Genomic DNA, 25,069 nt, shown 5'->3' with positions numbered 1-25,069 from the left:
CGGACAGATATTTATCGGTTTCCTTTAATATATGCTTCTCCGAGTGATTTAGGTGCTTCCGCCCGTCCAATAAATCCAGCGAGTGCGAGAATCGTCAGGACATATGGAGCGATCAGCATAAAAACGGAAGGGACATCTTCTAAAAAGGCAATATCGGAGGAAACAATGCTCAGACTTTGAGCGAAGCCGAAAAAGATGGCTGCTCCTAGGGCACCAAGGGGATGCCACTTACCAAAAATAACGGCGGCGAGCGAGATGAACCCCTGTCCTAAAATGGTGCCATGAGAAAAATTCAACGCTACAGTCATGGCATAAACGGAACCCCCCAGCCCCCCGAGGGCACCTGAAATCATAACTCCGATATAACGCATCCGGTATACATGAATGCCGTTCGTATCCGCCGCCATCGGATGTTCGCCCACCGACCTCAACCGAAGGCCGAACGGGGTTTTGTACAGCACGAACCAGGCAGCAAACGCCATGGCAATGGCAAGGTAAGACGTCCAGTACCAGCCACTGAACAACATCTCCCCAACAATAGGAATATTGTTAAGAACAGGAACATCCGAAGAGTAAAAAGGCTGTTTAATGAAGTCTGTCTGCCCTTTGTCGTACCACTGTTTTGTAAGAAACAGCCCGATTCCGAGAGCGAGAAAGTTAATGGCCACACCGCTGACAACCTGATCGGCGCGGAAGGTAATCGATGCTGCCGCGTGGACGAGGGAAAACAGAGCGGATACGATCACCGCCGCCAGCATGGATATCCAGGGAGTTGCAGCACCAAAAACCGTGTGGAAAGTCAGGTTAAAGACAATACCTACAAAAGCCCCCATGATCATCAAACCTTCCAGTCCGATATTAATAACACCGGAACGCTCACTGAATACTCCGCCAAGCGCTGTGAAAATCAACGGGGTTGCAAAAATGACAGCGGATCCGAGGATACGGCTGAACACCTCTAAAAATTCCATTTTATTTCCCCTCCTTCTTGAACCGTAGAAGGACCCAGCGAATCATATAGCTGGATGCTACAAAGAAAATAATAAGAGCGATGATGATTTCTACGAGTTCGGTTGGCACACCGGCTTCTGTCGGCATATTGAGGGCACCTATCTTCAGGATACCGAATAAGAAGGCGGCAAGAACCACCCCTACAGCTGTATTTGCTCCCAGAAGGGCGACGGCGATGCCGTCAAAACCGATATTTGTGAAACCTGACTTAATCGACATGAATCCAAACGTACCGAGACCTTCCATGGCACCCGCAAGGCCGGCAAATGCTCCGGATATGACCATAGCGGTAATAATGTTCCGGCCCACATTCATGCCTGCATAGTTGGATGCATGCTGGTTAAACCCGACGGCCCGCAGTTCGAATCCTTTCGTTGTCCGGTTCAATATAAACCACATGACCACCGCCATAGCGATGGCGATAATAAATCCATAGTGGATCCGTGAATAAAACGTCATCTCAGCCAGCCATTCTGATTTCAATGACGCAGTAGCAGCGATATTTTCCGTCCGGTCAGCGCCATCGGTCAACAAACTTCGTATTACGGCGTTAGAGACATAAAGAGCAATGTAGTTCATCATGATCGTGACGATCACTTCATGGACACCTAATTTCGCTTTCAGAAGTCCGGGTATGAAGCCCCACGCTGCTCCAGCAAAGGCCGCTGCAGTAATCGCCAGAGGGAGATGGACCACCATCGGAAGCTCAAAAGATATACCGATCCAGACAGACGCCAGCCAGCCTACAAACACCTGCCCCTCTACGCCGATATTAAGCAGGCCAGAACGGAGGGCAAAAGCAACGGCCAGCCCCGATAGGATGTAGGGAGTCACCTGCCGGATCGTCTCACCAAAGAAGTAGGAATCCCCAAAAGCCCCCTTCCATAGAGCGGCGAACCCATCTAACGGGTTGTATCCGAATACAAGCATAATCACAGCACCAGCAACAAGACCGAGGATAACAGAAAGCACAGGGATCAATATATTAATCATCCGGTTGGAGAACATTAGACGCCCCCCGCTTTCTGACCAGTATTTCCAGCCATAAGCAGACCGAGCTCCTGCTCATTCGTACCCTCCGGAGCAACTTCTCGAATAATGGAACCATCAAACATAACCGCAATCCGGTCACTGACATTCATAATTTCATCCAGTTCAAAGGAAAGAAGCAGAATGGCACGCCCTTTATCCCGTTCTTCGATCAGTTTTTTATGAATGAACTCAATCGCTCCTACGTCCAGACCTCTTGTAGGCTGCGCGGCTATAATCAAATCTGGTGATCTGTCCACTTCCCTGCCGATGATCGCTTTCTGCTGGTTCCCGCCTGATAGAGCTCTTGCTTTTGTATAGGCATCAGGGGTCCGGACGTCATATTCCTGGATCAAATCTGACGCTTTTTCATAGATGTTCTTAAAGTTCATCACACCTTTTTTAGAAAACGGCTCATCATAATAGGTCTGAAGAACCATGTTTTCCCCAATCGGAAAATCAAGGACAAGACCAAACTTATGGCGGTCCTGCGGGATGTGGGAGACGCCGGACTGGGTTACCTTCCGCGGTGTAAGATTGGAGATGACTTTTTCGTGCAGGTGAATCGTCCCTGATTCACTTTTTCTCAAGCCTGTAACAGCTTCGATCAACTCCGACTGTCCATTACCGTCAACACCAGCAATACCGACGATTTCACCGGACCGGACGTCCAGATTCAGTCCTTTAACCATATCAACTCCACGCCCGTCCTTGACATGAAGATCCTTAATAGACAGATAGACTTCATTCGGTTGAGCGGCTGTTTTCTCCGTTGAAAAGCTGACATCACGGCCGACCATAAGCGCTGCCAGTTGATCAGGGGTCGTTTCGCTCACATCCACCGTTCCGATTCCACGACCTTTTCTTATGACTGTACACCTGTCACACACTTCCATAATTTCCTTCAGCTTATGAGTGATCAGGATAATGGATTTTCCTTCCTTCACCAGGTTGTTCATGATCTCTATCAGTTCTTTGATTTCCTGAGGAGTCAGAACGGCCGTGGGCTCGTCAAAAATTAAGATATCCGCCCCTCTATAAAGCGTTTTCAAAATTTCTACACGCTGCTGCATACCGACAGATATATCACGGATTTTTGCACTCGGGTCTACATTCAGCCCGTACTGTTCCGATAACTCTGCGACCTGCTTTTCCGCTTTTTTTATGTCGACCGTTCCGCCTTTTTTAGGCTCGCTGCCAAGAATGATATTTTCAGTGACCGTAAATGTATCGACAAGCATAAAGTGCTGGTGCACCATCCCTATACCATGGGCGTTGGCTGTGTTCGGATCCGTAATCTTCACTTGTTCACCACGGACTTTTATTTCGCCTTGTTCCGGCTGATAAAGGCCGAATAAAACATTCATCAAGGTGGATTTCCCCGCTCCATTCTCGCCTAGCAGCGCATGAATCTCCCCTTTTTGAACACGGAGCGTAATATCGTCATTGGCGACAATGCCTGGAAATTCTTTTCTGATTTTCAGCATTTCAATAACATATTCCATCTCTCTTCCTCCCCCGTTTGACCTTTAAAAATCACCAAAGGAAAAGGGCCGGAACAGCTTTTCATTTGATGATTTTCATTGACATAAGAAAAGGCCGGCTTTCACCAGCCTTTTCTCCCTACAGTGCGTCTACAAAGGATTCCAGTTCTTCACGAGTGCTCGGAACTTCCACATCGCCGTTAATGATTTTTTCCTTCCATTCATTAACGGAAGAAGTGATTTCCTCCGTCATCGCTTCTTCATTTGTTTCAGCGATGCTGATAGCATCGTCCTCAAGACCATACTCAATGACTTCGCCACCCGGAAACTCCCCGTTCATCGCCTGCTCGGATACATCCTGAACAGCGATATCCACCCGCTTCACCATGGAAGTGAGTGTAACGTTGGCATCACCGATCTGACCTTCCTCATACTGGTCACGGTCAACACCGATCACCCATACGTCTTCATCAGGACTGGCATTTTTTAAGTCCTTCGCTTCTGCGAAGACTCCGTTCCCTGTCCCGCCGGAAGCATGATAAATCACGTCAACGCCTTTGGAATACATATTGGAGGCTAAAGCACGTCCTTTTTCCGGATCGTTGAAATTCTCAGCATATTCAATTTCTACATCAATATCCGCATTCACGGATTTAACGCCCGCCACAAAACCGGCTTCGAATTTGTTGATCAGGTTTCCGTCAACCCCGCCGATGAAGCCAATTTGGTTGGATTGTGTTTTCTTTGCAGCAGCAACTCCAGCAAGGAAGGAACCTTGATGTTCCTTAAATACGATACTTGCAATGTTGTCCCCTTCCTGAACGGAGTCAACAAGCGCAAAGCTTGTATCAGGGTACTGCCCGGCGACTTCTTTAATAGCCGGCTGCAGAAGGTAACCAATTCCGAAAATCAGGTTATAATCCTGACGAACAAGACGATTCAGGTTTGTTGCATAATCAGCATCACTTTCAGACTGAGCGTAATCAATCCCTTCACCTTTGCTCAACCCATTCTCTTCCCCGAACGCCTGCAGACCTTCCCATGCTGACTGGTTGAAGGATTTATCATCAACGCCGCCGACGTCGGTAACCATTGCCACAGAGAAGTCTCCACTTCCGCCGTCACCGCCTGACTCTTCATTGCCAGAGCTCTCACCGGAATCTCCTCCAGTACTTTCTTCACTATCTGATGAACCACAGGCAGCAAGGACCATTCCAAACGTTACTAACAAAACAAATACCATAAGAAAACGACTTTTCAACAAAACGTTTACCCCCCCTATTGGTTTAAGTATAAGTTGAAGCAAGAGAAACTTACGGCAGTTTGTAGAGGCCTCACCTCCCTGAAGTTATCAAATTGTAAACGCTTACACTCTTTTTCTCAAAACGTGAAAGCTGAATTTATCAGCCCTGAAGTAGTTGGAGGACAAAAGCATCGGGATATCATCCTGGGAATAATGCATCTGTTTAAGCAGGAGCAGCGACTGATCCGGCTCACAGTTCAGAATCGGTGAAATCCGGTCATGGAAGCCGATCGGTTCAATGTGCGTGACGGCATAGCCGATCGTCTTTCCAGTGTATTTCTCCAGTACATTGAACAGAGAGTCCGCTTCTCGGATCTGATCAATGGGAAGCAGCCCTTCCGGAATCTTGTCTGTGCAGTATACGACAGGATGCTCGTCCGCTGTCCGCACACGCTCCACTTTGGCCAGGTGCTGGACATCCAAAGGTGAAAACCGTTTTTTATCCTCTTCGGTCGCTTCTACTAAATCAGCAGATAGATACTGGGTCCCTGGAGTCATCCCCGACTTCGTTATCATCCCTGTCACACTGTCGAGTTCTTCAATGCCTGATGTAAACAATGGTTTTGGGTTCACAAACGTCCCCACCCCGTGACGTCTTGTGACTACTCCCTCTTCTTCCAGAATCCGCAGCGCCTCCCTTAAAGTAGCTCGGGAAACACCGAGAGATTTGGAAAGCTGGAACTCGGAAGGCAGTTTCTGCTTTTCTTTAAAGATACCGTTTTCAATATCTCTTTTCACTTGTTCAATCACCTGTAAATAAAGGTGACGTGTATCCTGTTTGATTGACATATGTTTCACCCCGGAATCTATGGATCAGCCAGTGTCACAGCAGTGATCTGACCTCTGACGTTCGACACATCATATTTTGACAATAATATAACACTATTCAACAGATAAATAAATAGAATTAGGTCATTTTTATGAATTTTGCTTCATTTTTGACAGAATGTGAAACTTTAAGAATGATCATATTTTTGAACATATCCCCGAGTTTTTTCTCTATAGAAAAAGACAGCCTGGTTATCCAGGCTGTCTTTACTCAAGATGTATGCTGTTCCTCACTCTGCTGAGATACCAGGACAGAACGCGGCTTGCTTCCTTCATAAGGACCGACGATTCCGTTATCCTCCATAGCATCGATCAGGCGCGCAGCCCGTGTATATCCGACACGGAAACGGCGCTGGAGCATGGAAACACTCGCACTCTGCATTTCTATGACCATCTGTACTGCTTCAGGATAGAGATCATCATCGACTTCCTGTTTTACTTCACTTTCCTCTTCAGGAATCATTTCCTCCTGGTACTGGGCTTTCTGCTGGTCGACACAGAACTGGACGACGCGTTCGACCTCCTCATCAGACAAGAAGGCCCCCTGTACCCGTGTCGGCTTGTTGGAACCGACCGGCGTGAACAGCATGTCCCCCCTGCCGAGCAGTTTTTCGGCTCCTCCGGAATCGAGGATGGTCCTTGAATCGGTCTGCGAGGAAACGCTGAACGCAATACGGGATGGAATATTGGCTTTAATGACACCGGTAATGACATCCACGGAAGGACGCTGGGTGGCAATAATCAAATGGATCCCCGCGGCACGGGCCATCTGGGCCAGACGTGTAATGGCATCTTCTACTTCGTTGGAAGCTACCATCATTAAGTCGGCAAGCTCATCCACCAGGACAACGATGTAAGGCAGCTGCGGCTGCTCATCTTCCTGTTCCTGGTTGTGTTTTTTAATGTACTCATTATAGCTCTCGATGTTCCTCGTTCCTGTATCAGAAAACAGGTCGTACCTCCGCTCCATTTCCGATACCACTTTTTTCAAGGCACGGGAGGCTTTTTTAGGATCCGTCACAACGGGCGCAAGGAGGTGAGGAATACCATTATACACATTCAGTTCCACTTTTTTCGGGTCTATCATCATCATTTTCACTTCGTGGGGCTTTGCTCTCATAAGAATACTCGTAATAATGCCATTGATGCAGACACTCTTACCACTTCCTGTTGCACCGGCGACAAGCATGTGCGGCATTTTATTCAATTCGGACATCACGGCTTCACCGGATATGTCCCGCCCAAGAGCAAAGCTGAGCTTGGAATCAGGATTTGACCTGCCTGTTTCCAGTACTTCCCTTAGAGAAACCATCGACACTTCCTGATTGGGCACTTCAATTCCGACGGCAGACTTCCCCGGGATTGGTGCTTCAATTCGGATATCCTTCGCCGCAAGAGCAAGAGCAAGGTCATCGTTAAGGTTTACGATTTTACTAACCTTAACCCCTACATCCGGATAAACCTCATATTTTGTGACCGAAGGCCCGACGTGAACTTTGGTTACCTTTGCTTTCACGCCGAAGCTCTGGAACGTTTTCTCCAGTTTTCTTACCGTAGCCTGGATATGGGAACGACCCTGACTCTGTGGGGATGACGTGGGTTCATCCAGCAGTTCGATTCCAGGCAGATGATAATCATGGTTTTCCAGCTCAGCTGTCGGCATGGATTTTTCCAACGCCGTATCCTCCCCCTCAGGGTCCGGTTTACCGGCTGAAGCCTTGGCAGGAGAAGGCTGTTCTTTTTCCTGAGCCGCATAGGCGGTTTCTGTGAAATCCTGAATGATCGGTTCATTCTTCGATTCTTCTTCCACAACGGATGGCGAATCACTGATGTCATAGACCACAGCTTCCTCTTCCTGTTCCTTTGTTTTTTCTTCTTTCTTCACTTTCCGGTCTTGTTTTTGATTTTTCATTCTGGCCACCTGCTCACGGCCCAGTTTTTTTATATTCTTTCCAAGAATCGCAAACAACTCTCCCAGCGACCATTCACTCACAAACAATATTCCTGTGATAAACAGGAAAAAGGCGACGATGGCCGCCCCGGCCTGGGCGAACAAATAATAGGTGATAGACAATAGAACAGCTCCTGTCAACCCACCTCCAGCACTGTAGAAGGAGCGCTCTCCGCGCATCATTTCTGTAATCCGTTCCCATGTCATCGTTAATATGGAGCCATTCCCTGTTCCTAAATCAGCAGATAGCGTCTCCAGATGCGTAAACAAAATGAGGGATATAAGAATCAGATAAATACCAAATAAGCGTTTATGTAAAAACGAAGGCCACCTTCTCTTCACCATTAAGAAGATCCCTACAATGAGAAAGAACAGCGAAGCGATAAAATACCAGACACCGAAAAGGAACTGCCAGAACCTTTCCAATCCACCCGGGATGGCTCCATCGCTGATCGCAGATGCCCCGCTTCCAATCACAGCAAGAAAAAGAAACAAAAGCCCCACGAGCTCAAACTTTACATGGTTCTTCAGATTGGATTGCTTTTTCTTTTTTTTGCGTTTTCCAGCCATAATAATTCCACCTCCTGACTAAAACTGAAAAGAGAAGGATGCCGGTGCTTCCTTCATCCACTGCTGAAGAAAAACGACCGACATCCCGCCATTCAGTTCTTATATTATACCACAGCTTGTCCTCTTGTTACGAGTCCAACCATTGACCCGGCTGTAAAGACGGATCCAGAAAATGAGAAGGGTCCGTAGAGAGAATCTGGACTATCTGCTTTTTACCGTCCTGTCCCTTTCTGCACATCATGGGACAGTCTCCGTGTTCATGATACACCATCTCCATGGTGGATTCGTCAGGAAACACATCATACTCACTTAGAGGTGTATAGATAATCGTCATTGGACCACCTGACTGTCCGCATCTTTATTGCTCTCAATCAATTCGTTCAATTTAGCCATCGCTTCCTTCACACCGCCCACCGCATCAATGAGGCCGTGATCCACCGCCTGCTGGCCGACAACATTTGTTCCGATATCCCTTGTAAGGTTCCCTTTATCAAACATAAGTTCCTTGAATTTTTCTTCAGGAATATTGGAATGCTTGGTGACGAAACTGATGACACGCTCCTGCATCTTATCCATGTATTCAAATGTCTGCGGTACTCCGATAACAAGACCTGTCATCCGAATCGGGTGAATGGTCATCGTGGCTGTTTCCACAATAAATGAATAGTCGGCTGATACAGATATCGGGACGCCGATGGAGTGTCCTCCTCCCAGTACGATCGATACGGTTGGCTTGGAAAGCGAAGAAATCATTTCTGATATAGCCAGCCCGGCTTCTACATCGCCGCCCACTGTATTCAAAAGGACGACAAGGCCCTCGATTTTCGGGTTCTGCTCAATAGCGATCAGCTGTGGGATGAGGTGCTCATATTTAGTCGTTTTGTTTTGTGAAGGCAGCTGGACATGGCCCTCCACCTGGCCGATGATCGGCAGGACATGGATATTTGAATCTGCCGGCTGAGGGACATTGCTCTGCCCAAGCTGCTGGATTTTGTCAACAAGGGATGACTGGGATTTGGATGGATCTTTTTCTTTGGAAGGTTCGTCTTTCATCTGTTCCGCTCCTTTCACATGCTTTTCCCGTAGTATGACTGAAAACGGAAAGAAACATACAGAGATTCCAATGCTGCGTTAGCGGAATCCGAATAGGAAACGAAAAAGACCGGCATGTCAGCCGGTCAGCTCTGCAAAGAAGAATGATCCAGCAGTGTTTGGATACCTTTCTCTTCCTCATCCGTCAACGCACGGAGCGGAAGCCTCACACCGCCGGTTTCAATACCTATACAGCGCAGGGCTGCTTTCACGGGTGCAGGGGAAGGCGCTGAGAACATGCCTTCAAAAATAGGAAGCAGTTCCCGATGGAGGGCTCCTGCTTTCCGACCTCTTCCAAGGTCGAACAAACGAAGCATCCGCTGCATTTCATCTCCAATGACGTGTGATGCTACTGAAATGATGCCTGCAGCACCAATCACATAGGCCGGCAGTGTCAAATGATCATCACCACTGTACACATCAAATCCGGGGGCTGTGCGGGATACGATGGAGGCAATGGCATTGAGGTCACCGGATGCCTCCTTCACCGACGTTATGTTGCTGATTTTCGAAAGCCTGACGACCGTATCCGGATCTATTTTTGTTACAGACCGCCCGGGTACATTGTAAACCATAACCGGGAGGGAGACGGATTCGGCTGCAGCTTTGAAGTGACGATACAGCCCTTCCTGATCCGGTTTGTTATAATACGGAGCTACGAGCATAACTGCATCAACGCCTGCCGCCTCTGCCTGACGGGACATTTCAATCGTATCCATCGTGTTGTTGCTGCCTGTGCCTGCGATGACTGGAATTCGCTTATGAACGACCTGGACGACATGCTTCCATAAGGAAATCTTTTCACTTCGGGTCAGCGTCGGAGATTCTCCTGTGGTCCCCGTTACGACAAGGCCGTCGGAGCCGCTGCTTATGAGGTGTTCAATAAGGATGGAGGTTTGATGAAAATCCACCCGGTTTTGTTCATCAAAAGGAGTGACCATAGCCGTTAAAACTTTCCCAAAACTCATGGCTGCATTTCTCCCTTTCTTGTTGTATGACTCAGCTGAAAGACGTCATGAAGGGCATTGACAGCCTGGATCAGATGTTCTTCTTTTATCAGAACCCAGATGGTGGTATGGGAATCTGCGGACTGAAGAATTTGAATTCCCTTGTCTGTCAGTGCTTGAACGATGTCAGCTGTGACGCCGGGAATTCCGGTAATGCCGGCCCCGACTGTGGATACTTTCGCACACCCTTCCCGAATTTCCGGTTCGTAACCGATTTCCTGCAGAATCCGGCGGGCTTTGTTCGTGTAGAGGTCGCTGATGGTGTAGAGAACGCCACTTGGAGAGATATTAATGAAGTCGACAGAAATGTTGGCGGATGCCATCGATTTGAAGACATCGGATTGAAGTTTGGAAGGGTCTTCCTTGGACTGAACTTTGATTTGAGTGAGCCCGTTGATATGGGCAATCCCGGTCACCGTTCTTTCTATTAGATCACGGCCGGATGCATGGTCTTTCAAACCCGTCACCAATGTACCCGGGGCATCGGAATAGGTCGATCTCACCCGGATGGGGACTTTCGCATGCATGGCAATTTCAACTGCACGGGGATGGATGACTTTAGCTCCTTGATAAGCCAGGTTGCAGATTTCATTGTACGTAATACTCGGGAGGGGCCGGGCACCTTCGACAAGCCTCGGGTCTGCGGTCATAATCCCTTCCACATCTGTGAATATATCGATGTACTCCGCCTGAAGTGAGGCTCCCAGTGCAGCAGCTGTTGTATCACTGCCTCCTCGGCCGATCGTCGTTGTCTCTCCCTGAAGCGTCTGCCCTTGGAATCCTGCGACGACAACGACATCCACCTGTTTCAATTCTCTGTAAATGCGCCCGGGGTTCATTTGCGTGATTTTTGCTTTTGTAAAATCATCATTGGTAACGATTCCAGCCTGAGCTCCAGTCAAGGATACCGCTTTGATCCCTTCTTTGCACAATTCATGACAAAACACAATCGAGGAGATAATCTCCCCACAGGACATCAACAAATCCTGTTCCCTTGGTGAGACATCAATATCCGGAAAATGAATCAGGCTTAACAGCGTATCCGTGGCATAAGGACTCCCCTTGCGCCCCATAGCAGACACGGTCACAACTACTTTACTTCCCTCATTCAACGCTTTTTTCACATGATGGACAGCCCGGGATCTGCTTTCCAGATCCCGGACTGATGTTCCTCCGAACTTTTGTACAATCAATTTCATTCGGCCACCTCAACTCATAAGAAGTTTACAGCCATTGATTAGCAACGAGACGCTCTGCAATCTGAACGGAATTCCATGCAGCACCTTTCAGGAGATTGTCAGAAACAACCCACATATGGAACCCTTTCTCGTGGTCAAGATCTTTCCGGACTCTTCCTACAAATACATCTCTTTTACCGGCAGCTGTCAGCGGTGTCGGATATGTCTGGGTGGAAGGGTCATCCTCAAGTGTGATACCGGGTGCCTGTTTCAGCAGGTTCTGAATATCCTGAACGCTCACTCCAGACTGTTCCACCTCAACATAGACACTTTCTGCATGGGAAGTAAAGAACGGAAGACGCACACACGTTGCCGCGACAGATAAATCCGGGGCATGCATGATTTTCTTCGTTTCATTGATCATTTTCATTTCTTCAAAGGTATACCCGTTTTCCTGAAAAACGTCAATTTGCGGCAGCGCATTGAAGGCGATTGGAAAATGCTTTTCGTCTCCTTTTACCGGAAGGATTTCTGCTTTTAAATCCTCGCCATTCAAAAAGTCCATCGACTGTTCCCTCAGCTCATCAGCAGCTTCATTACCCGCACCGGATACTGCCTGGTAGGTGGAAACAATCACCCGGCTGAGGCCGAGCTGCTTTCTTACCGGCTCGAGTGCAGCAACCATTTGGATCGTTGAACAGTTGGGATTGGCAATGATGCCTTTATGTTTTTGAATATCCGCTTCATTCACTTCCGGCACGACCAGCGGTACACCTTCTGCCATCCGGTATGCACTGGTATTATCAATGACGACTGCGCCTCTGTCTACAGCTTCAGGGGCGAACTTTTTAGAAACCGATCCCCCCGCAGAGAACAATGCGATATCCACATCATCAAAACTCTCAGGTACAGCTTCCTCCACGACATATTCTCTGCCTTTGAACGTTAATTTCTGTCCGGCAGATCGGCTGGAAGAAAGGAGTTTAAGTTCTCCAATAGGAAAATCCCTGTCTTCCAGAGTTTCGAGCATTTTCAAGCCTACCGCTCCGGTTGCTCCTACGACGGCTACATTGTATTGGTTTGTATCATTCATCTTCGGCACCCTTTCTTCGCTGATTTATTGTAAGAATAGTAAAACATGTCACTATTTTTGTTATTTTATCATAAATGGAAGAATCACTGAAAAGAAACTTTTAATTAATTTGGATATCTTTCTATCAGGACAGGCTGCCGTTGCTTCCCTTCCAGAGCTGCTTCAATGGTTTCCGGAATCAAGGTCATATCCGCTACAAGGGAATTCGGCTTTTTATATGGATGATCCTGACCGAGCGGAACGAAATAAATATTCTTCGTAGCCATCAGGCGCATCACGTTGATGCCGTTCAGTCCGAGCGCATCATTTGTCGACACGGCCAGCACGACGGGGCTTTCATTACGGAGAGTGGCTTTAGCTGCCATCAGCACAGGAGAATCCGTTAAAGCATTGGCTAGTTTACTTGTGGAATTCCCGGTTAATGGGGCAATGACCATACAGTCAAGCGGCCGCTTAGGCCCGAGTGGCTCCGCATCCGGAATGGTCATGATCGGTTTTTCCCCTGTAATTTCTTCAATCTTCTTCAGATGATCCGCGGCTTCCCCGAAACGCGTATCTGTTTTTTGAACCGTATAGGATAACACCGGAACAACGGTGGCCCCCATATCGACCAGTTCCTGCATTACTGGGAAAACTTCATGGTACGTACAATGGGAACCGGTTAATCCAAATCCAATGACTCTGCCTTTTAAGTTTATCATGCTTCATTTTCCTTTCTGGAATGATCCTGGATCAGCCTGGAAACGACATCAGCAATGATCCGGCCTGCTGTTTTCGGTGCCACAATACCAGGGAGGCCCGGAGCCAGCAGTGCTCTAATCCCGCGCTTATCGGCGTATCGGAAATCCGTTCCTCCGGGCTTGGAAGCGAGATCCAGGATCAACGCATGCGAAGGAAGCTGTTTAATGATCCCCGGTGTAACGACTTGTGACGGAATTGTATTGATCAGGATGTCACAAGACATGTCTCTGCCTTCCAGCCGTTTCATATCAATCGGTGTCAGCCCCATTTCATACACCCGCGCTGCGCTGCTCGTTGTTCTTACACCGACGCTGACGTCGGCGCCTAAGTGATGAAAAGTGCGGGCCAGACTCATCCCGACGCGCCCGAGTCCAAGCACGATTACTTTCGACCCGTGAATAGTGAAGTCTGTATGCTGGATAACAAGCATCAATGTCCCCTCTACAGTAGGGATGGAGTTGTAGATCGCTACATCGTCCCGGTCCATAAGAGGGATTAATTTCCTGTCCGCACGTTCTGCCAGTGTGTATAAGTGTTCGTTGGCGATTCCGGTATAAATCTGACAGTGAGGAGGTGTTTTCTTTAACCACTCTTCCTTTAATTGAATCAACTGATTGGAGAAAATCCCCTCTATATTTCCATTCCCATCCGTTCCAGGTACGGGAAGAATGATGGCATCGAGCTGTTCTACCTGCTTACTATCAAGATCAAGATCGACAGCTTCCCTGAAGCTTTCATTCAGTTGGTCGAATCCTGCAAGATAAACGGCAGCACCCCATTCATTAAGCTTCCTTATCAGCTCAATCTGCCGGGCATCGCCACCAATAACTGCAATATGGTATCCTGTTAGCATCCCGGATGTCTCCTTTTTCTAATGTCTTATCTCCTTGTATCCTATGCCGGAATGCGGAGTTAGTGATTTCAACCACCAACAAAAAAAGCCGCAGCACACGCTGCGGCCCATCACTTTCTTTTCAATAGAATCGTATGCTCTCCGATTGTTTGTATCTGTTCCCAATCAATCGTCATTTCCCGCTTGGAAGACCCAATTCCAATTACCCCATGATTTAAAATGACAAGCGAAATGATCCGGCCGGTATCCGGATCAATAATCAAATCTGCACGTCCCAAAACCCCGAGTTTCTCCCCGTTATCTACATCAATGACTTCTTTCTTTGCCATAGCCTTCATTCTCATCCCTACGCCCTCCTATCTTTCTTCACTTAACATTTTCGGAAGGTCCGAGATCTGCAGCCCTTTTTTGCGGATGCCTTCCATAAGCTGAGGCAGACTGTCAACCGTCACCTGTGTCGGATGCATCAGAATCGTTGCTCCGTTATGTACTTTATTGAGCACCCGGGTGACAAGAACGTCTTTGCTTGGTTTCTGCCAGTCAATCGTATCCACGGTCCATAACATCGTCTCCATCCCGAGTTCATCTGCCGCCTCCACGGTTTCCATATGAAAACTGCCGGATGGAGGAGCAAAATATTCTATTTTCTGCTTTGTTAAAGCAAAGAGAATATCATCCGCCTGCTTCAAATTATCTGCAGCCTCGGCTCTTGACATCCGCCCCATATCCTTATGTCCGTATCCATGACTTCCAATGGTATGCCCCTCTTCCTCAATCATCTGTATTAAATGAGGAAACTCATTGGCAAATGCCCCGTCAATAAAAAAGGCGGCTTTAGCCTGGTGTTTATTCAACACGTCAATCATTTCCGGAATGTACTCCTCTCCCCATGATACGTTGATGAAAAGCGAGACCGCTTTTTTATCAGGATGTCCTCTGTATATCGGTGCAGGAGGGAGATCATCAAGGGACACATCCGGGCGGGTCATCTTATATACCAAGTGATCCTTTTTATAGGATCCTTCTTTTTTCATTTTCCGATAAGAAGCTTCAACATCCACCTCACGCCCGGAGATCCCCGGTGTTTTTTTCCATACCGAATCGATCACAGCATCCTTCGCCTTTAGTTCATAGCGGTCTTTTTCATTCAGGATCTTTTGGTACAGGGAGCTTTCTTTATAGACAGGGACGTTTTTATCTGTTGTAAGAACAGCCAGTCCCACACCTGTTAAAAAAGAAAGAATGATAATACCTGCCGCAACGGTTCGGAACTTCATGGACAATCCCCCCTGTTATCATCGTATGGAAGAAGGGTGGATGTTAGACCTTAGAAAATACAGGAACGGTCCTCTGACTCTTTTTTATAGGAAAAAAGACAAAAAAAAAGAGACTGGCAAGCCAGTTTCTTTTCTTTAATGTTTAGGATTGTTCGACGTTGGATTCCTGTTCTTTTTTCTCATCGATCAGAACAGCTTTACGGGACAGATTGATACGTCCTTGATTGTCGATTTCTTTTACTTTCACTTTGATAAAGTCTCCGATGGATACGATATCCTCCACTTTACCGATGCGTTCTTCAGCCATTTCAGAAATGTGAACGAGTCCTTCTTTGCCTTTGAAGAGTTCAACGAAAGCTCCGAATTTTTCGATACGCTTCACTTTACCATTGTAAACTTCACCGACTTCAACTTCGCGGACGATGTCTTCAATGATTTTTTGAGCGGCTGCGTTCATGCCGGCATCCGTGGATGAAATAAAGACTGTCCCATCCTGTTCAATATCGATTTTAACGCCAGTATCATCGATGATCTGGTTAATCTGCTTTCCGCTTGGTCCAATAACGTCACGGATTTTGTCAGGGTTAATTTTCATCGTCATGATCTTTGGTGCATGTTCAGAAAGCTCGGAACGAGTTTCCGGAAGCGTAGCCAGCATAGACTCAAGAATCTCCATACGACCTTTTTTCGCCTGCGCGAGAGCTTCTTCGAGGATTTCTCTTGAAAGACCATCGATCTTAATGTCCATTTGAAGAGCTGTGACACCTTTAGCTGTTCCAGCTACTTTAAAGTCCATATCACCAAGAGCATCTTCCATACCCTGAATGTCTGTAAGAATCGTGTAATCCTCGCCGGATTTCACAAGTCCCATAGCAATACCGGCTACTGGTGCTTTAATCGGCACACCCGCATCCATCATCGCAAGAGTACTTGCACAGATACTTGCCTGAGAAGTCGAGCCGTTGGATTCGAGCACTTCAGACACAAGACGGATCGTATAAGGGAAATCATTTTCTGATGGAATAACAACCTCAAGGGCACGCTCACCTAAAGCTCCATGTCCAATTTCACGACGGCCCGGTCCGCGGATGGGTCCTGTTTCACCAACAGAGAATTTAGGGAAGTTGTAATGGTGCATAAAGCGCTTGGACTCTTCAAGGTCAAGACCATCAAGGATTTGAACATCCCCCAGAGCTCCAAGTGTACATACGCTTAATGCCTGAGTCTGTCCACGTGTGAACAATCCAGATCCATGTGTACGTGGCAGCAGCCCGACACGGGAGGACAATGAACGAATTTCATCGACACCACGGCCATCCGGACGGATTTTATCTTTTGTGATCAGGCGGCGTACTTCGGTCTTCACCATGTCGTCAAGAATGGAGCCGACCTGCTTCAATGTTTCCTCATCAGCTTCCTGCTCTTCATAAAGCGCAGTGATATCCGCTTTCACTTGATCGATTGCAGTTTCACGGGCTTTTTTCTCTTCTGTCTTAATAGCATCTACAAGAGAAGCCTTCGCCTGTTCTTCTACTTTCGCTTTCAATTCTGCATCAAGATCGAACAGCTTGACCTCCATCTTTTCACGGCCGGCCGCTGCAACAATCTCTTCCTGGAAAGCTACAAGACGCTTGATTTCCTCATGTCCGAACATGATCGCTTCGAGCATGTCCTCCTCGGAAACTTCCTGTGCTCCGGCTTCCACCATGTTGATGGCATCTTTCGTACCGGCAACAGTCAAGTCGATATCACTCTTCTCCTGCTGCTCCACCGTCGGGTTGATTACATATTCTCCATCAACACGGCCGACGATGACACCGGCAATTGGTCCTTCAAATGGAATATCTGAAATCCCAAGGGAAATAGATGATCCAAGCATTGCGGCCATTTCAGATGAACAGTCCTGATCCACACTCATCACGGAGCTGATCACCTGTACATCATTCCGGTATCCGTCAGGGAAAAGAGGACGGATCGGGCGGTCAATCAAACGGGAGGCAAGAACTGCCTTGTCACTTGGACGCCCTTCTCTTTTAATAAAGCCGCCTGGAATTTTACCAACGGCATACAAACGCTCTTCATAATTTACGGTTAAAGGGAAAAACGGCAGGTCCTTCGGTTCTTTTGAACCAGTTGCCGTGGAAAGCACCGTTGTATCACCATAATGGATGAGTGCTGCGCCATTCGCTTGTTTCGCCAGTTCACCAATTTCCACTGAAAAAGTACGTCCGGCGACATCAATCGAAAACACTTGTTTTTCTTCTGCCATAAAGAACTAAACTCCTCTCAATAACTCTAATTCAACTGAAGGGACTATTGTAAGTTTACACCCTTCTGTATGTAAACATACAGAAAAAGCGGGAATACTCCCGCTTTTTCCATTCATTAACGGCGCAAGCCAAGGCTCTTGATTAACTCGCGGTAACGTGTAATGTCCTTATTACGAAGGTAGTTCAATAGGTTACGACGCTTACCTACCATTTTAAGCAGTCCGCGACGGGAGTGGTGGTCCTGCTTGTGAGCGCGCAGGTGCTCGTTCAATGTCGTGATCTGCTCAGTAAGTACAGCAATCTGTACCTCTGGAGAACCTGTGTCGTTTTCGTGAGTTTTGTACTCGTTGATTAGTTCCTGTTTACGTTCCTGTGTGATAGCCATGTTGACTACACCTCCTGTAAATATTTAAGAATTCCCATTCCCCGAGCGGTCGTCGGAGTTACGAACCGCCAAGCGAAGGTTCCATATTAAAGAGTACAATTTTTTGTCGCGAAATGCAAGAGAAACCCTTATTCTATGCCGAAAAATCTTTCAACATCCTCATTTCCCGGCTCTTCCACGCTTTCGGTCGGTGCAAAAAACTGCACGCGCGCCGCTGTGTTTTGTTCCAATGGACGTTCATCAAGCAAAGCTGCTGTCCAGCCGGCATCCGCCTGTTCCGGAACGGTAACAAGGCAGGTGCGGGATTTCCTATGAATATGCATTTTACAGTAATACTCCCCTGCCGCCGGAAACAAATACTGTTTGGAAGGGGTAAAGCGGACTTTCCGGCTTCCGGAACTCCACACTTCCCCTTCCACAGAATAAGGTCTCCCTAAAAGGTGGTTGATCTCCTGGATATGTCCGGTTTGCAACAGGCCGCGTATCCTCGTCGAGCTGACCTTTTCTTTATCCTCCTCCACTTTGGCTACAGTCGTTTGTGTAAAACGTCCGTCTGCGTAATGTGGAAGATCGTCCATCGTGCCCTTCCCCTTGTGGCCGTAAGTGAAATCAAAACCTGCAGCAATATGTGTCACTTGTAATGATCCGAAAAAATGGTCCACAAAATCTTGTGGGGAAAGGGCTGCGAGCTCCCTGTCAAAAGTTACAATGAACAAATAGTCTACGCCCATAGCGCTCAGGATACGTTCTTTTTCCTGAACAGGTGTAATGTACGATACGTGCGGACGCCCCTTCCCAAGTACAACAGAGGGGTGGGGATCAAACGTCATCACCGAACTGCGGACCCCTGTACGTCCTGCTTCGTTCACTGCTGCTTCAATAACCTTCTGATGGCCTTTATGAATACCGTCAAAGAAGCCCACGGCCATAACATTGGGATCGGGAACCGGAAAACCAGCAGATTTATAAGTTAAGTAAAAGGTCTCCACTGCAGTCACCCGCTTTACAAAATTTTAAAATACTCTCACCGGCTTGATGTACCCCGGTTTCGTAGGATGCTTTTGATAAACTGCTGCAACTTCCTGTCCATGCTGAATCGTAAACGTATCAGCTTCCAAATCATCAGGTTCGTCAAGGACACGGCCGTGCTTAACCATATCTCTCGTTTCTTCGTCAACATCAATCGACGGGAGATGTGAGAGCCCTTTGGAAAGCGGCAGCAGCAGCTCGTCAGCGCGGTTTTGATCCACTGCTTCCTGCACGGCATCGAAAGTGAAGCAGTCCTCCTTATGAATGTCCCCCGTTTCTGTGCGTATGAGACTCTTCATATGAGCCGGAAAACCGAGCGCTTTTCCGATATCCACACAAAGCGTCCGGATGTACGTCCCCTTTGAGCAGACGGCACGAATGCCGAATGAATACGTACCATCCTTAAGAGACGCGTCATAAGAAGTTACATGCAGTTCACTTATGTATACCTTTCTGGAAGGACGTTCAACCGTCTTTCCTTCACGTGCATACTCATATAGTTTTTTCCCATTCACCTTGACGGCCGAGTACATTGGAGGCGTCTGAGTGATCTCTCCTGTAAAAGCGGCGAGAACCTCATTTATATCCTGCATTCCCGGCTGCTGGTCCAGCCTGCTTGTTTCTACAGTCGTTCCAGAGGCATCTTCCGTGTCCGTTGCATACCCAAGGGTAACGACAGCCTCATATACTTTCGTTGTATCCATAAGAAAAGGAACGATTTTCGTCGCTTTTCCGACACAGAGCGGAAGCACTCCTTCCACATCCGGGTCCAGTGTTCCGGTATGTCCAATTTTCTTAGTTTTCAGCATCCCGCGGGCCTTACTTACACAGTCATGGGAAGTAAAGCCCTTCGGCTTCCAAAGCGGCAGAATTCCATCCATACCCCCACCTCCAGCATCCTTATTTTTTCAAAGATAAATCCGTGCTGTAGCAGCACGGATTCCTATCAGCTTTCTGTATCGTTAAGATCGCGGAGAATCGTTTCAATACGATTTCCTCGTTCGATGGCTTCGTCAAACTCAAACATAATCTCCGGGGTCTTCCGAAGTCGGATCCGCTGCCCGATTTCAGAGCGGATAAACCCTTTTGCTTTGGCAAGGCCTACAAGCGTATCATGCTTTTGTTTGTCGTCCCCTAATACGGAAATATATACTTTTGCCTGCTGCAGATCACCGGTTACTTTCACTTCTGTAACCGTGACAAAACCTACGCGGGGATCTTTGATTTTCTTGCTGATGATGTCAGTCATCTCTTTTTTCATCTGCTCCCCTACGCGGCTGGCACGTAAATCGTTCATGTTCATTCACCTCTTCCAAACAAAACATCACAGCCATTCAATCTGTGTTTCCGTCCGTTCAATTTCCGGAAAAGAATCGATGAAAGTAAGCGCCTGCTGCATCGTCTGCTCAGCGATGGTTTTATCACTGGCAATCGTAACCAGCCCGAGACGTGTCCGCTGCCAGAGATTTTGAAACTCCAGTTCACTGACAGCGATATTGAATTCATTGTGCAGTCTCGTTTTGATTCTTTTCAATACAGCACGCTTATTTTTCAACGACTGCGCATCATAGATTATGCAATCCACTTCTGCGCTTATAATCATTTGCGTTCAATTTCCTGCATTTCATACGGTTCAATGATGTCGCCGATTTTAAGGTCATTGAAGTTCTTAATGGTAATTCCACACTCATATCCCTGCGCCACTTCTTTCGCATCATCTTTGTAACGCTTCAGCGCATCGATTTCACCTTCATAAATGACGACACCGTCGCGGATGACACGGATGCCGGAGTTACGTGTGATCTTTCCGTCTGTAACATAGGAACCGGCAATGGTACCGATCTTGGATACTTTGAAGATTTCACGAACCTCCACCTGACCGATGATTTTCTCTTCGAATTCAGGATCAAGCATCCCTTTCATCGCTGCTTCGATCTCTTCCATAACTTTATAGATAATGTTGTGAAGACGGATTTCTACATCCTCAGATTCTGCTGCTTTTCTAGCATTCCCGTCAGGACGCACGTTGAAACCAATAATGATTCCATTGGACGCAGATGCAAGGTTTACATCAGATTCTGTAATCGCACCGACACCTGTGTGGATGATTTTAACTTTCACGCCTTCTACTTCGATCTTCTCAAGAGATCCAGCCAGTGCTTCTACAGAACCCTGAACGTCTCCTTTAAGGATCAAGTTGATTTCCTTCACTTCACCCTGCTTGATTTGGTTGAACAAGTCCTCAAGGCTTACTTTAGCATTGGAGCCACGGTTGACTTCCAGCTGTTTCTGCGCACGGGCTTCTCCGATGGAGCGGGCTTTCTTCTCGTCATCGAAGACAAGGAAACGGTCCCCGGCCTGTGGAACATTGTTCAATCCGGTAATCTCAACTGGAGTGGATGGTCCTGCTGTTTTCACGCGGCGGCCAATATCGTTGACCATCGCTCTGACACGACCCCATGTGTTACCTACAACAATGGAATCGCTGACGTTCAGCGTACCATTTTGAACAAGAAGGGTAGCGACTGGGCCACGTCCTTTATCAAGCTCTGCTTCAATAACTGTTCCGTATGCATGACGTTCAGGGTTCGCTTTCAGTTCTTCCATTTCAGAAACAAGAACGATCATTTCAAGAAGCTCGTCAATACCTTCTCCCTGAACGGCGGACATTTTAACGAAGATCGTTTCTCCACCGTACTCTTCAGAAATAAGCTCATACTCCATAAGCTCCTGCATGACGCGGTCCGGATTGGCCCCTTCTTTGTCCATTTTGTTGACAGCAACGATGATCGGGACTTCCGCTGCTTTGGCGTGGCTGATCGCTTCTTTTGTCTGCGGCATGACCCCGTCGTCAGCTGCAACCACAAGAATGGCGATATCTGTTACTTGTGCACCACGGGAACGCATACTTGTGAAAGCGGCGTGTCCTGGTGTATCAAGGAACGTGATTTTCTTGTCGTTTTCTTCAATTTGATAGGCACCGATATGCTGGGTAATTCCGCCGGCTTCCCCTTCGGTTACCTTTGTGTTGCGGATCTGGTCAAGAAGTGTCGTTTTACCATGGTCAACGTGACCCATGATCGTTACAACAGCCGGACGTTCACGAAGATCTTCCGGTTCGTCGTCAAAAGTCATATTTTCGATATCTGTTTCATCAATCACGACTTCTTCCTCGACTTCCACACCAAATTCTTCACAGATCAACTCAATGGATTCTGCATCCAATTCCTGGTTTTTAGTTGCCATAACGCCAAGGAACATCAGCTTCTTAATGATTTCAGAAGAGTCCTTGCTTAGTTTTTCCGCCAGTTCACCGACGGTTAAGCTGCCGACAAAAGTGATTTTTTCAGGCAGCTGCTTCTTCGGCTTTTTCGGAGCCTGCTGCTGGGAAGAAGGATTCTGCCTCTTCTGGTTGTTCCCGCGGGATTTCTGGTTCCCCGGCTTTTTGTTGTTGTTCGGCTTGGAATTTCCACGTTTGTTATCCTGCTTCTGTTTACCTGCAGATTTCCCAAACGCTTTATCCAGCTTTTCCGCTGATCCGTCTTCTAATGTAGACATATGATTGTTCACTTCAATGTTCAGGCTTTGGAGTTTCTCAATCACTTGTTTACTTGATAGTTCGTTCTTTTTGGCATATTCATATACGCGCATTTTACTCATATATCTTTCACCCCCGAATAGATTCATCGAGCAGCGATTGCAACTTTTTCGCAAATCCTTGATCCAGAACTGCGATCGCGACTCTCCCCGCTTTACCGACGGCCTGTGACAGAACTTCTCTGTCATCCACCTCGTAGCAGGGTACTTGATAAAAGCTGCATTTATCTGTCAGCTTTTTCTTTGTTTGTTTTCCAGTGTCATTGGCAATCAGAACCAGCTTGGCTTTCCGCTTACGGATGTCCTTAACGATGGATTCTTCTCCAAACGTGCATTTCCCCGCACGGACGGCAAGACCGATCAGGTTCAAGTAACTTCCACTCATGATGGATCCGCCTGTACTTTGGATTTGAGATCCTCATAAACTTCCTTACTTACGGAAGCTTTTAAATGACGGTTCAGCAGCTGTTGTTTTTCTGCCTGCTCAATAACATCCAGATTTTTAGTTACATAGGCCCCACGGCCATTCATTTTTCCAGTGTCGTCCACGAATACCTCTCCGTCTTTATTACGGACGACTCGGATTAACTGCTGCTTCGGAAGCATCTCCTGTGTGACGACACATTTCCGAAGCGGCTGTTTTTTGGAACGGGTCATTGTCTTCCCCCTCCTTAATCCTCTAAAAGATCTTCATCAAGGTCGTCACTTTCTACTTCCGCTGTTTCAGAAAGAAGACCTTGTTCACGTGCTTCGCTTTCGCTCTTGATATCAATCTTCCATCCCGTCAGCTTAGCTGCCAGACGGGCATTCTGGCCGCGTTTTCCGATAGCCAGGGAAAGCTGGTAATCAGGAACGATGACGGTTGTCGCTTTATCTTCCTCGTCGACAAGAACTTCAACGACTTTGGAAGGGCTCAGCGCATTGGAAACATATTCAACAGGATCCTCAGACCACTGTACAATATCAATCTTTTCACCTTTCAATTCGTTTACGATGGTTTGGACGCGCTGCCCGCGCTGCCCAACGCAGGAGCCAACCGGATCAATATCCTGATCTTGGGCGTAAACAGAAATCTTGGAACGGTCCCCCGCTTCACGGGCAACACTCATGACTTCTACAGTGCCATCATAAATCTCAGGTACTTCCATTTCAAACAAACGCTTCAGCAGACCCGGGTGCGTTCTGGACACGTAAATATGTGGTCCTTTGTTGCTGTTTTCCACTTTGGTCACAAATACTTTCAAACGATCGTGAACCTCATACGTTTCTGTAGGCATCTGCTCACCTTCAGGAAGGCGCGCTTCAATTTTACCGAGGTTTACATAAACAAAACGAGGATCCTTTCGCTGGATGATTCCTGTCATCACATCTTCTTCACGATCGACGTACTCCCCGTAAATGATGCCTCGCTCGGCTTCACGGACACGCTGGGTTACCACCTGCTTGGCCGCCTGAGCTGCGATCCGGCCGAAGTCCATCGGTGTCACTTCCACTTCGATGACGTCTTCGATATCGTAGTTTGGATCGATTCCGTTGGCTTCCTCAAGGGAAATTTCCTGTTGGGGATCCATCACTTCTTCTACGATTTCTTTCCTCGCCAGTACCTTCATTGTACTTTCCTGTTCATTAATATCCACACGAACATTGGTTGCGGAATTAAAGTTTTTCTTATAAGCAGAGATAAGTGCTGCTTCCAGCGCTTCCAATAACAGATTCTTGTCGATGCCTTTTTCCTTTTCCAGATAATCCATGGCATCAAATAGTTCACTACTCAACGATTTCTCCCCCTTAATTAAACGTAACAGCTAGGTTTGCTTTGGCTATCTTTTCATAAGGAACTTCCAGCTGTTTTTTTCTTGTTTTTATACGGATTTCTACGACAGCTGTGGAATTTTCGAAAGACTTCAGTGTCCCTTCAAACTCCTTCTCCCCATCAATCGGTTCATACAGCTTCATATAAACGTAATGACCGGTATACTTCTTAAAGTCAGCTTCCGTTTTCAACGGACGTTCCGCTCCTGGAGAAGCAACCTCTAGAAAATATGGGATATCAATAGGGTCCTCATCATCCAGCTTCTCACTCAGCTGCTCCGATACTTGACCGCATTCCTCAATATCAACGCCGCCCTCCTTATCAATGAAGACGCGCAGATACCAGTTCTGTCCTTCTTTTTTGTATTCGATGTCGACAAGTTCCAAATTCATATCATTTAAGATTGGCTGGACAAGACGTTCCGCTACGGATGTCACATGATTGCTCATGCTTTTCCCTCCTTTGGCCTGTTCATTGTTTCGTTTCCCTTAGTATGAGATGGTCGGGCTGATTTCATTTAAGTACCAGTGCTTTCCAGTCACAGAGGCCACGAGAAAC

General features: G+C 47.3%; 26 protein-coding genes. All 26 read right to left on the bottom strand.

Annotation, left to right across the window (positions count from 1 at the left end; genetic code table 11):
• Nucleotides 1-11: 11 nt before the first annotated feature.
• The 26 genes from H615_RS0105830 to rimP all read right to left on the bottom strand — a co-directional run bounded on the left by H615_RS0105830 (nt 12) and on the right by rimP (nt 24,960).
• Nucleotides 12-971 (bottom strand): ABC transporter permease, encoded by a 960-nt coding sequence (locus H615_RS0105830; RefSeq protein ID WP_027954266.1) that lies wholly within the window; start codon nt 969-971, stop codon nt 12-14.
• Between the two features lies 1 nt (nt 972).
• A complete protein-coding gene (locus H615_RS0105825) occupies nt 973-2,019 on the bottom strand; it encodes an ABC transporter permease (RefSeq protein ID WP_027954265.1) in 1,047 nt (348 codons plus the stop codon).
• Nucleotides 2,019-3,545 (bottom strand): ABC transporter ATP-binding protein, encoded by a 1,527-nt coding sequence (locus H615_RS0105820; RefSeq protein ID WP_027954264.1) that lies wholly within the window; start codon nt 3,543-3,545, stop codon nt 2,019-2,021. The genes H615_RS0105825 and H615_RS0105820 overlap by 1 nt, the downstream gene beginning before the upstream one ends.
• A gap of 118 nt (nt 3,546-3,663) precedes the next feature.
• Complete coding sequence (locus tag H615_RS0105815) at nt 3,664-4,785, bottom strand: BMP family lipoprotein (protein ID WP_027954263.1); 1,122 nt, start codon at nt 4,783-4,785, stop codon at nt 3,664-3,666.
• A 105-nt stretch (nt 4,786-4,890) separates the two neighbouring features.
• Nucleotides 4,891-5,616 carry a GntR family transcriptional regulator gene (locus H615_RS0105810; RefSeq protein ID WP_027954262.1) on the bottom strand — a complete coding sequence of 242 codons (726 nt, stop codon included), beginning with the start codon at nt 5,614-5,616 and terminating at the stop codon, nt 4,891-4,893.
• Between the two features lie 250 nt (nt 5,617-5,866).
• Nucleotides 5,867-8,176 (bottom strand): DNA translocase FtsK, encoded by a 2,310-nt coding sequence (locus H615_RS0105805; protein ID WP_035531304.1) that lies wholly within the window; start codon nt 8,174-8,176, stop codon nt 5,867-5,869.
• Between the two features lie 127 nt (nt 8,177-8,303).
• Nucleotides 8,304-8,510: a YlzJ-like family protein gene (locus H615_RS0105800; RefSeq protein ID WP_027954260.1), complete on the bottom strand. Its 207-nt coding sequence runs from the start codon at nt 8,508-8,510 to the stop codon at nt 8,304-8,306.
• Complete coding sequence (locus H615_RS0105795; RefSeq protein WP_027954259.1) at nt 8,507-9,229, bottom strand: ClpP family protease; 723 nt, start codon at nt 9,227-9,229, stop codon at nt 8,507-8,509. Before H615_RS0105795 ends, H615_RS0105800 begins: the two co-directional genes overlap by 4 nt.
• Nucleotides 9,230-9,354: 125 nt before the next feature.
• Nucleotides 9,355-10,236 carry a 4-hydroxy-tetrahydrodipicolinate synthase gene (gene dapA, locus H615_RS0105790; RefSeq protein ID WP_027954258.1) on the bottom strand — a complete coding sequence of 294 codons (882 nt, stop codon included), beginning with the start codon at nt 10,234-10,236 and terminating at the stop codon, nt 9,355-9,357.
• The gene (dapG, locus tag H615_RS0105785) at nt 10,233-11,474 is read right to left on the bottom strand and encodes an aspartate kinase (protein ID WP_027954257.1); all 1,242 of its coding nucleotides are present in this window, start codon (nt 11,472-11,474) and stop codon (nt 10,233-10,235) included. The genes dapA and dapG overlap by 4 nt, the downstream gene beginning before the upstream one ends.
• Nucleotides 11,475-11,499: 25 nt before the next feature.
• Nucleotides 11,500-12,546 (bottom strand): aspartate-semialdehyde dehydrogenase, encoded by a 1,047-nt coding sequence (locus H615_RS0105780; protein WP_027954256.1) that lies wholly within the window; start codon nt 12,544-12,546, stop codon nt 11,500-11,502.
• A 104-nt stretch (nt 12,547-12,650) separates the two neighbouring features.
• Complete coding sequence (locus H615_RS0105775; RefSeq protein ID WP_027954255.1) at nt 12,651-13,244, bottom strand: dipicolinate synthase subunit B; 594 nt, start codon at nt 13,242-13,244, stop codon at nt 12,651-12,653.
• Complete coding sequence (dpaA, locus tag H615_RS0105770; protein ID WP_027954254.1) at nt 13,244-14,140, bottom strand: dipicolinic acid synthetase subunit A; 897 nt, start codon at nt 14,138-14,140, stop codon at nt 13,244-13,246. The genes H615_RS0105775 and dpaA overlap by 1 nt, the downstream gene beginning before the upstream one ends.
• Nucleotides 14,141-14,250: 110 nt before the next feature.
• Complete coding sequence (locus H615_RS0105765; protein ID WP_027954253.1) at nt 14,251-14,484, bottom strand: YlmC/YmxH family sporulation protein; 234 nt, start codon at nt 14,482-14,484, stop codon at nt 14,251-14,253.
• 12 nt (nt 14,485-14,496) lie between these two features.
• Entirely contained in the window at nt 14,497-15,417 is a 921-nt protein-coding gene (locus H615_RS0105760) for a polysaccharide deacetylase family protein (RefSeq protein WP_027954252.1), read from the bottom strand.
• Nucleotides 15,418-15,559: 142 nt separating this feature from the next.
• Nucleotides 15,560-17,686, bottom strand: a complete 2,127-nt coding sequence (pnp, locus tag H615_RS0105755; protein WP_027954251.1) for a polyribonucleotide nucleotidyltransferase — start codon at nt 17,684-17,686, stop codon at nt 15,560-15,562.
• A 116-nt stretch (nt 17,687-17,802) separates the two neighbouring features.
• Nucleotides 17,803-18,072 carry a 30S ribosomal protein S15 gene (rpsO, locus tag H615_RS0105750; protein WP_027954250.1) on the bottom strand — a complete coding sequence of 90 codons (270 nt, stop codon included), beginning with the start codon at nt 18,070-18,072 and terminating at the stop codon, nt 17,803-17,805.
• Nucleotides 18,073-18,200: 128 nt separating this feature from the next.
• A complete protein-coding gene (locus tag H615_RS20920; protein WP_051254598.1) occupies nt 18,201-19,061 on the bottom strand; it encodes an FAD synthetase family protein in 861 nt (286 codons plus the stop codon).
• 24 nt (nt 19,062-19,085) lie between these two features.
• On the bottom strand, nt 19,086-19,982 hold the full coding sequence (gene truB, locus H615_RS0105740) for a tRNA pseudouridine(55) synthase TruB (RefSeq protein ID WP_027954249.1): 897 nt from the start codon (nt 19,980-19,982) through the stop codon (nt 19,086-19,088).
• Nucleotides 19,983-20,047: 65 nt separating this feature from the next.
• A complete protein-coding gene (rbfA, locus tag H615_RS0105735; protein ID WP_027954248.1) occupies nt 20,048-20,398 on the bottom strand; it encodes a 30S ribosome-binding factor RbfA in 351 nt (116 codons plus the stop codon).
• Nucleotides 20,399-20,425: 27 nt separating this feature from the next.
• Complete coding sequence (locus H615_RS0105730) at nt 20,426-20,704, bottom strand: DUF503 domain-containing protein (protein WP_027954247.1); 279 nt, start codon at nt 20,702-20,704, stop codon at nt 20,426-20,428.
• On the bottom strand, nt 20,701-22,761 hold the full coding sequence (infB, locus tag H615_RS0105725; RefSeq protein ID WP_027954246.1) for a translation initiation factor IF-2: 2,061 nt from the start codon (nt 22,759-22,761) through the stop codon (nt 20,701-20,703). The genes H615_RS0105730 and infB overlap by 4 nt, the downstream gene beginning before the upstream one ends.
• 7 nt (nt 22,762-22,768) lie before the next feature.
• Nucleotides 22,769-23,083: a YlxQ family RNA-binding protein gene (locus tag H615_RS0105720; protein ID WP_027954245.1), complete on the bottom strand. Its 315-nt coding sequence runs from the start codon at nt 23,081-23,083 to the stop codon at nt 22,769-22,771.
• Nucleotides 23,080-23,355 (bottom strand): RNase P modulator RnpM, encoded by a 276-nt coding sequence (rnpM, locus tag H615_RS0105715; protein WP_027954244.1) that lies wholly within the window; start codon nt 23,353-23,355, stop codon nt 23,080-23,082. The genes H615_RS0105720 and rnpM overlap by 4 nt, the downstream gene beginning before the upstream one ends.
• Before the next feature lie 14 nt (nt 23,356-23,369).
• The gene (gene nusA / locus H615_RS0105710) at nt 23,370-24,473 is read right to left on the bottom strand and encodes a transcription termination factor NusA (protein WP_027954243.1); all 1,104 of its coding nucleotides are present in this window, start codon (nt 24,471-24,473) and stop codon (nt 23,370-23,372) included.
• A gap of 13 nt (nt 24,474-24,486) precedes the next feature.
• Complete coding sequence (gene rimP / locus H615_RS0105705; RefSeq protein WP_027954242.1) at nt 24,487-24,960, bottom strand: ribosome maturation factor RimP; 474 nt, start codon at nt 24,958-24,960, stop codon at nt 24,487-24,489.
• Between the last annotated feature and the right edge of the window lie 109 nt (nt 24,961-25,069).

This window comes from Halobacillus kuroshimensis DSM 18393 (assembly GCF_000425705.1).
Lineage (GTDB): Bacteria > Bacillota > Bacilli > Bacillales > Halobacillaceae > Halobacillus > Halobacillus kuroshimensis.
Note: the sequence above shows the minus strand (reverse complement) of the source record. Positions and strands in the feature narration are given on the sequence as shown.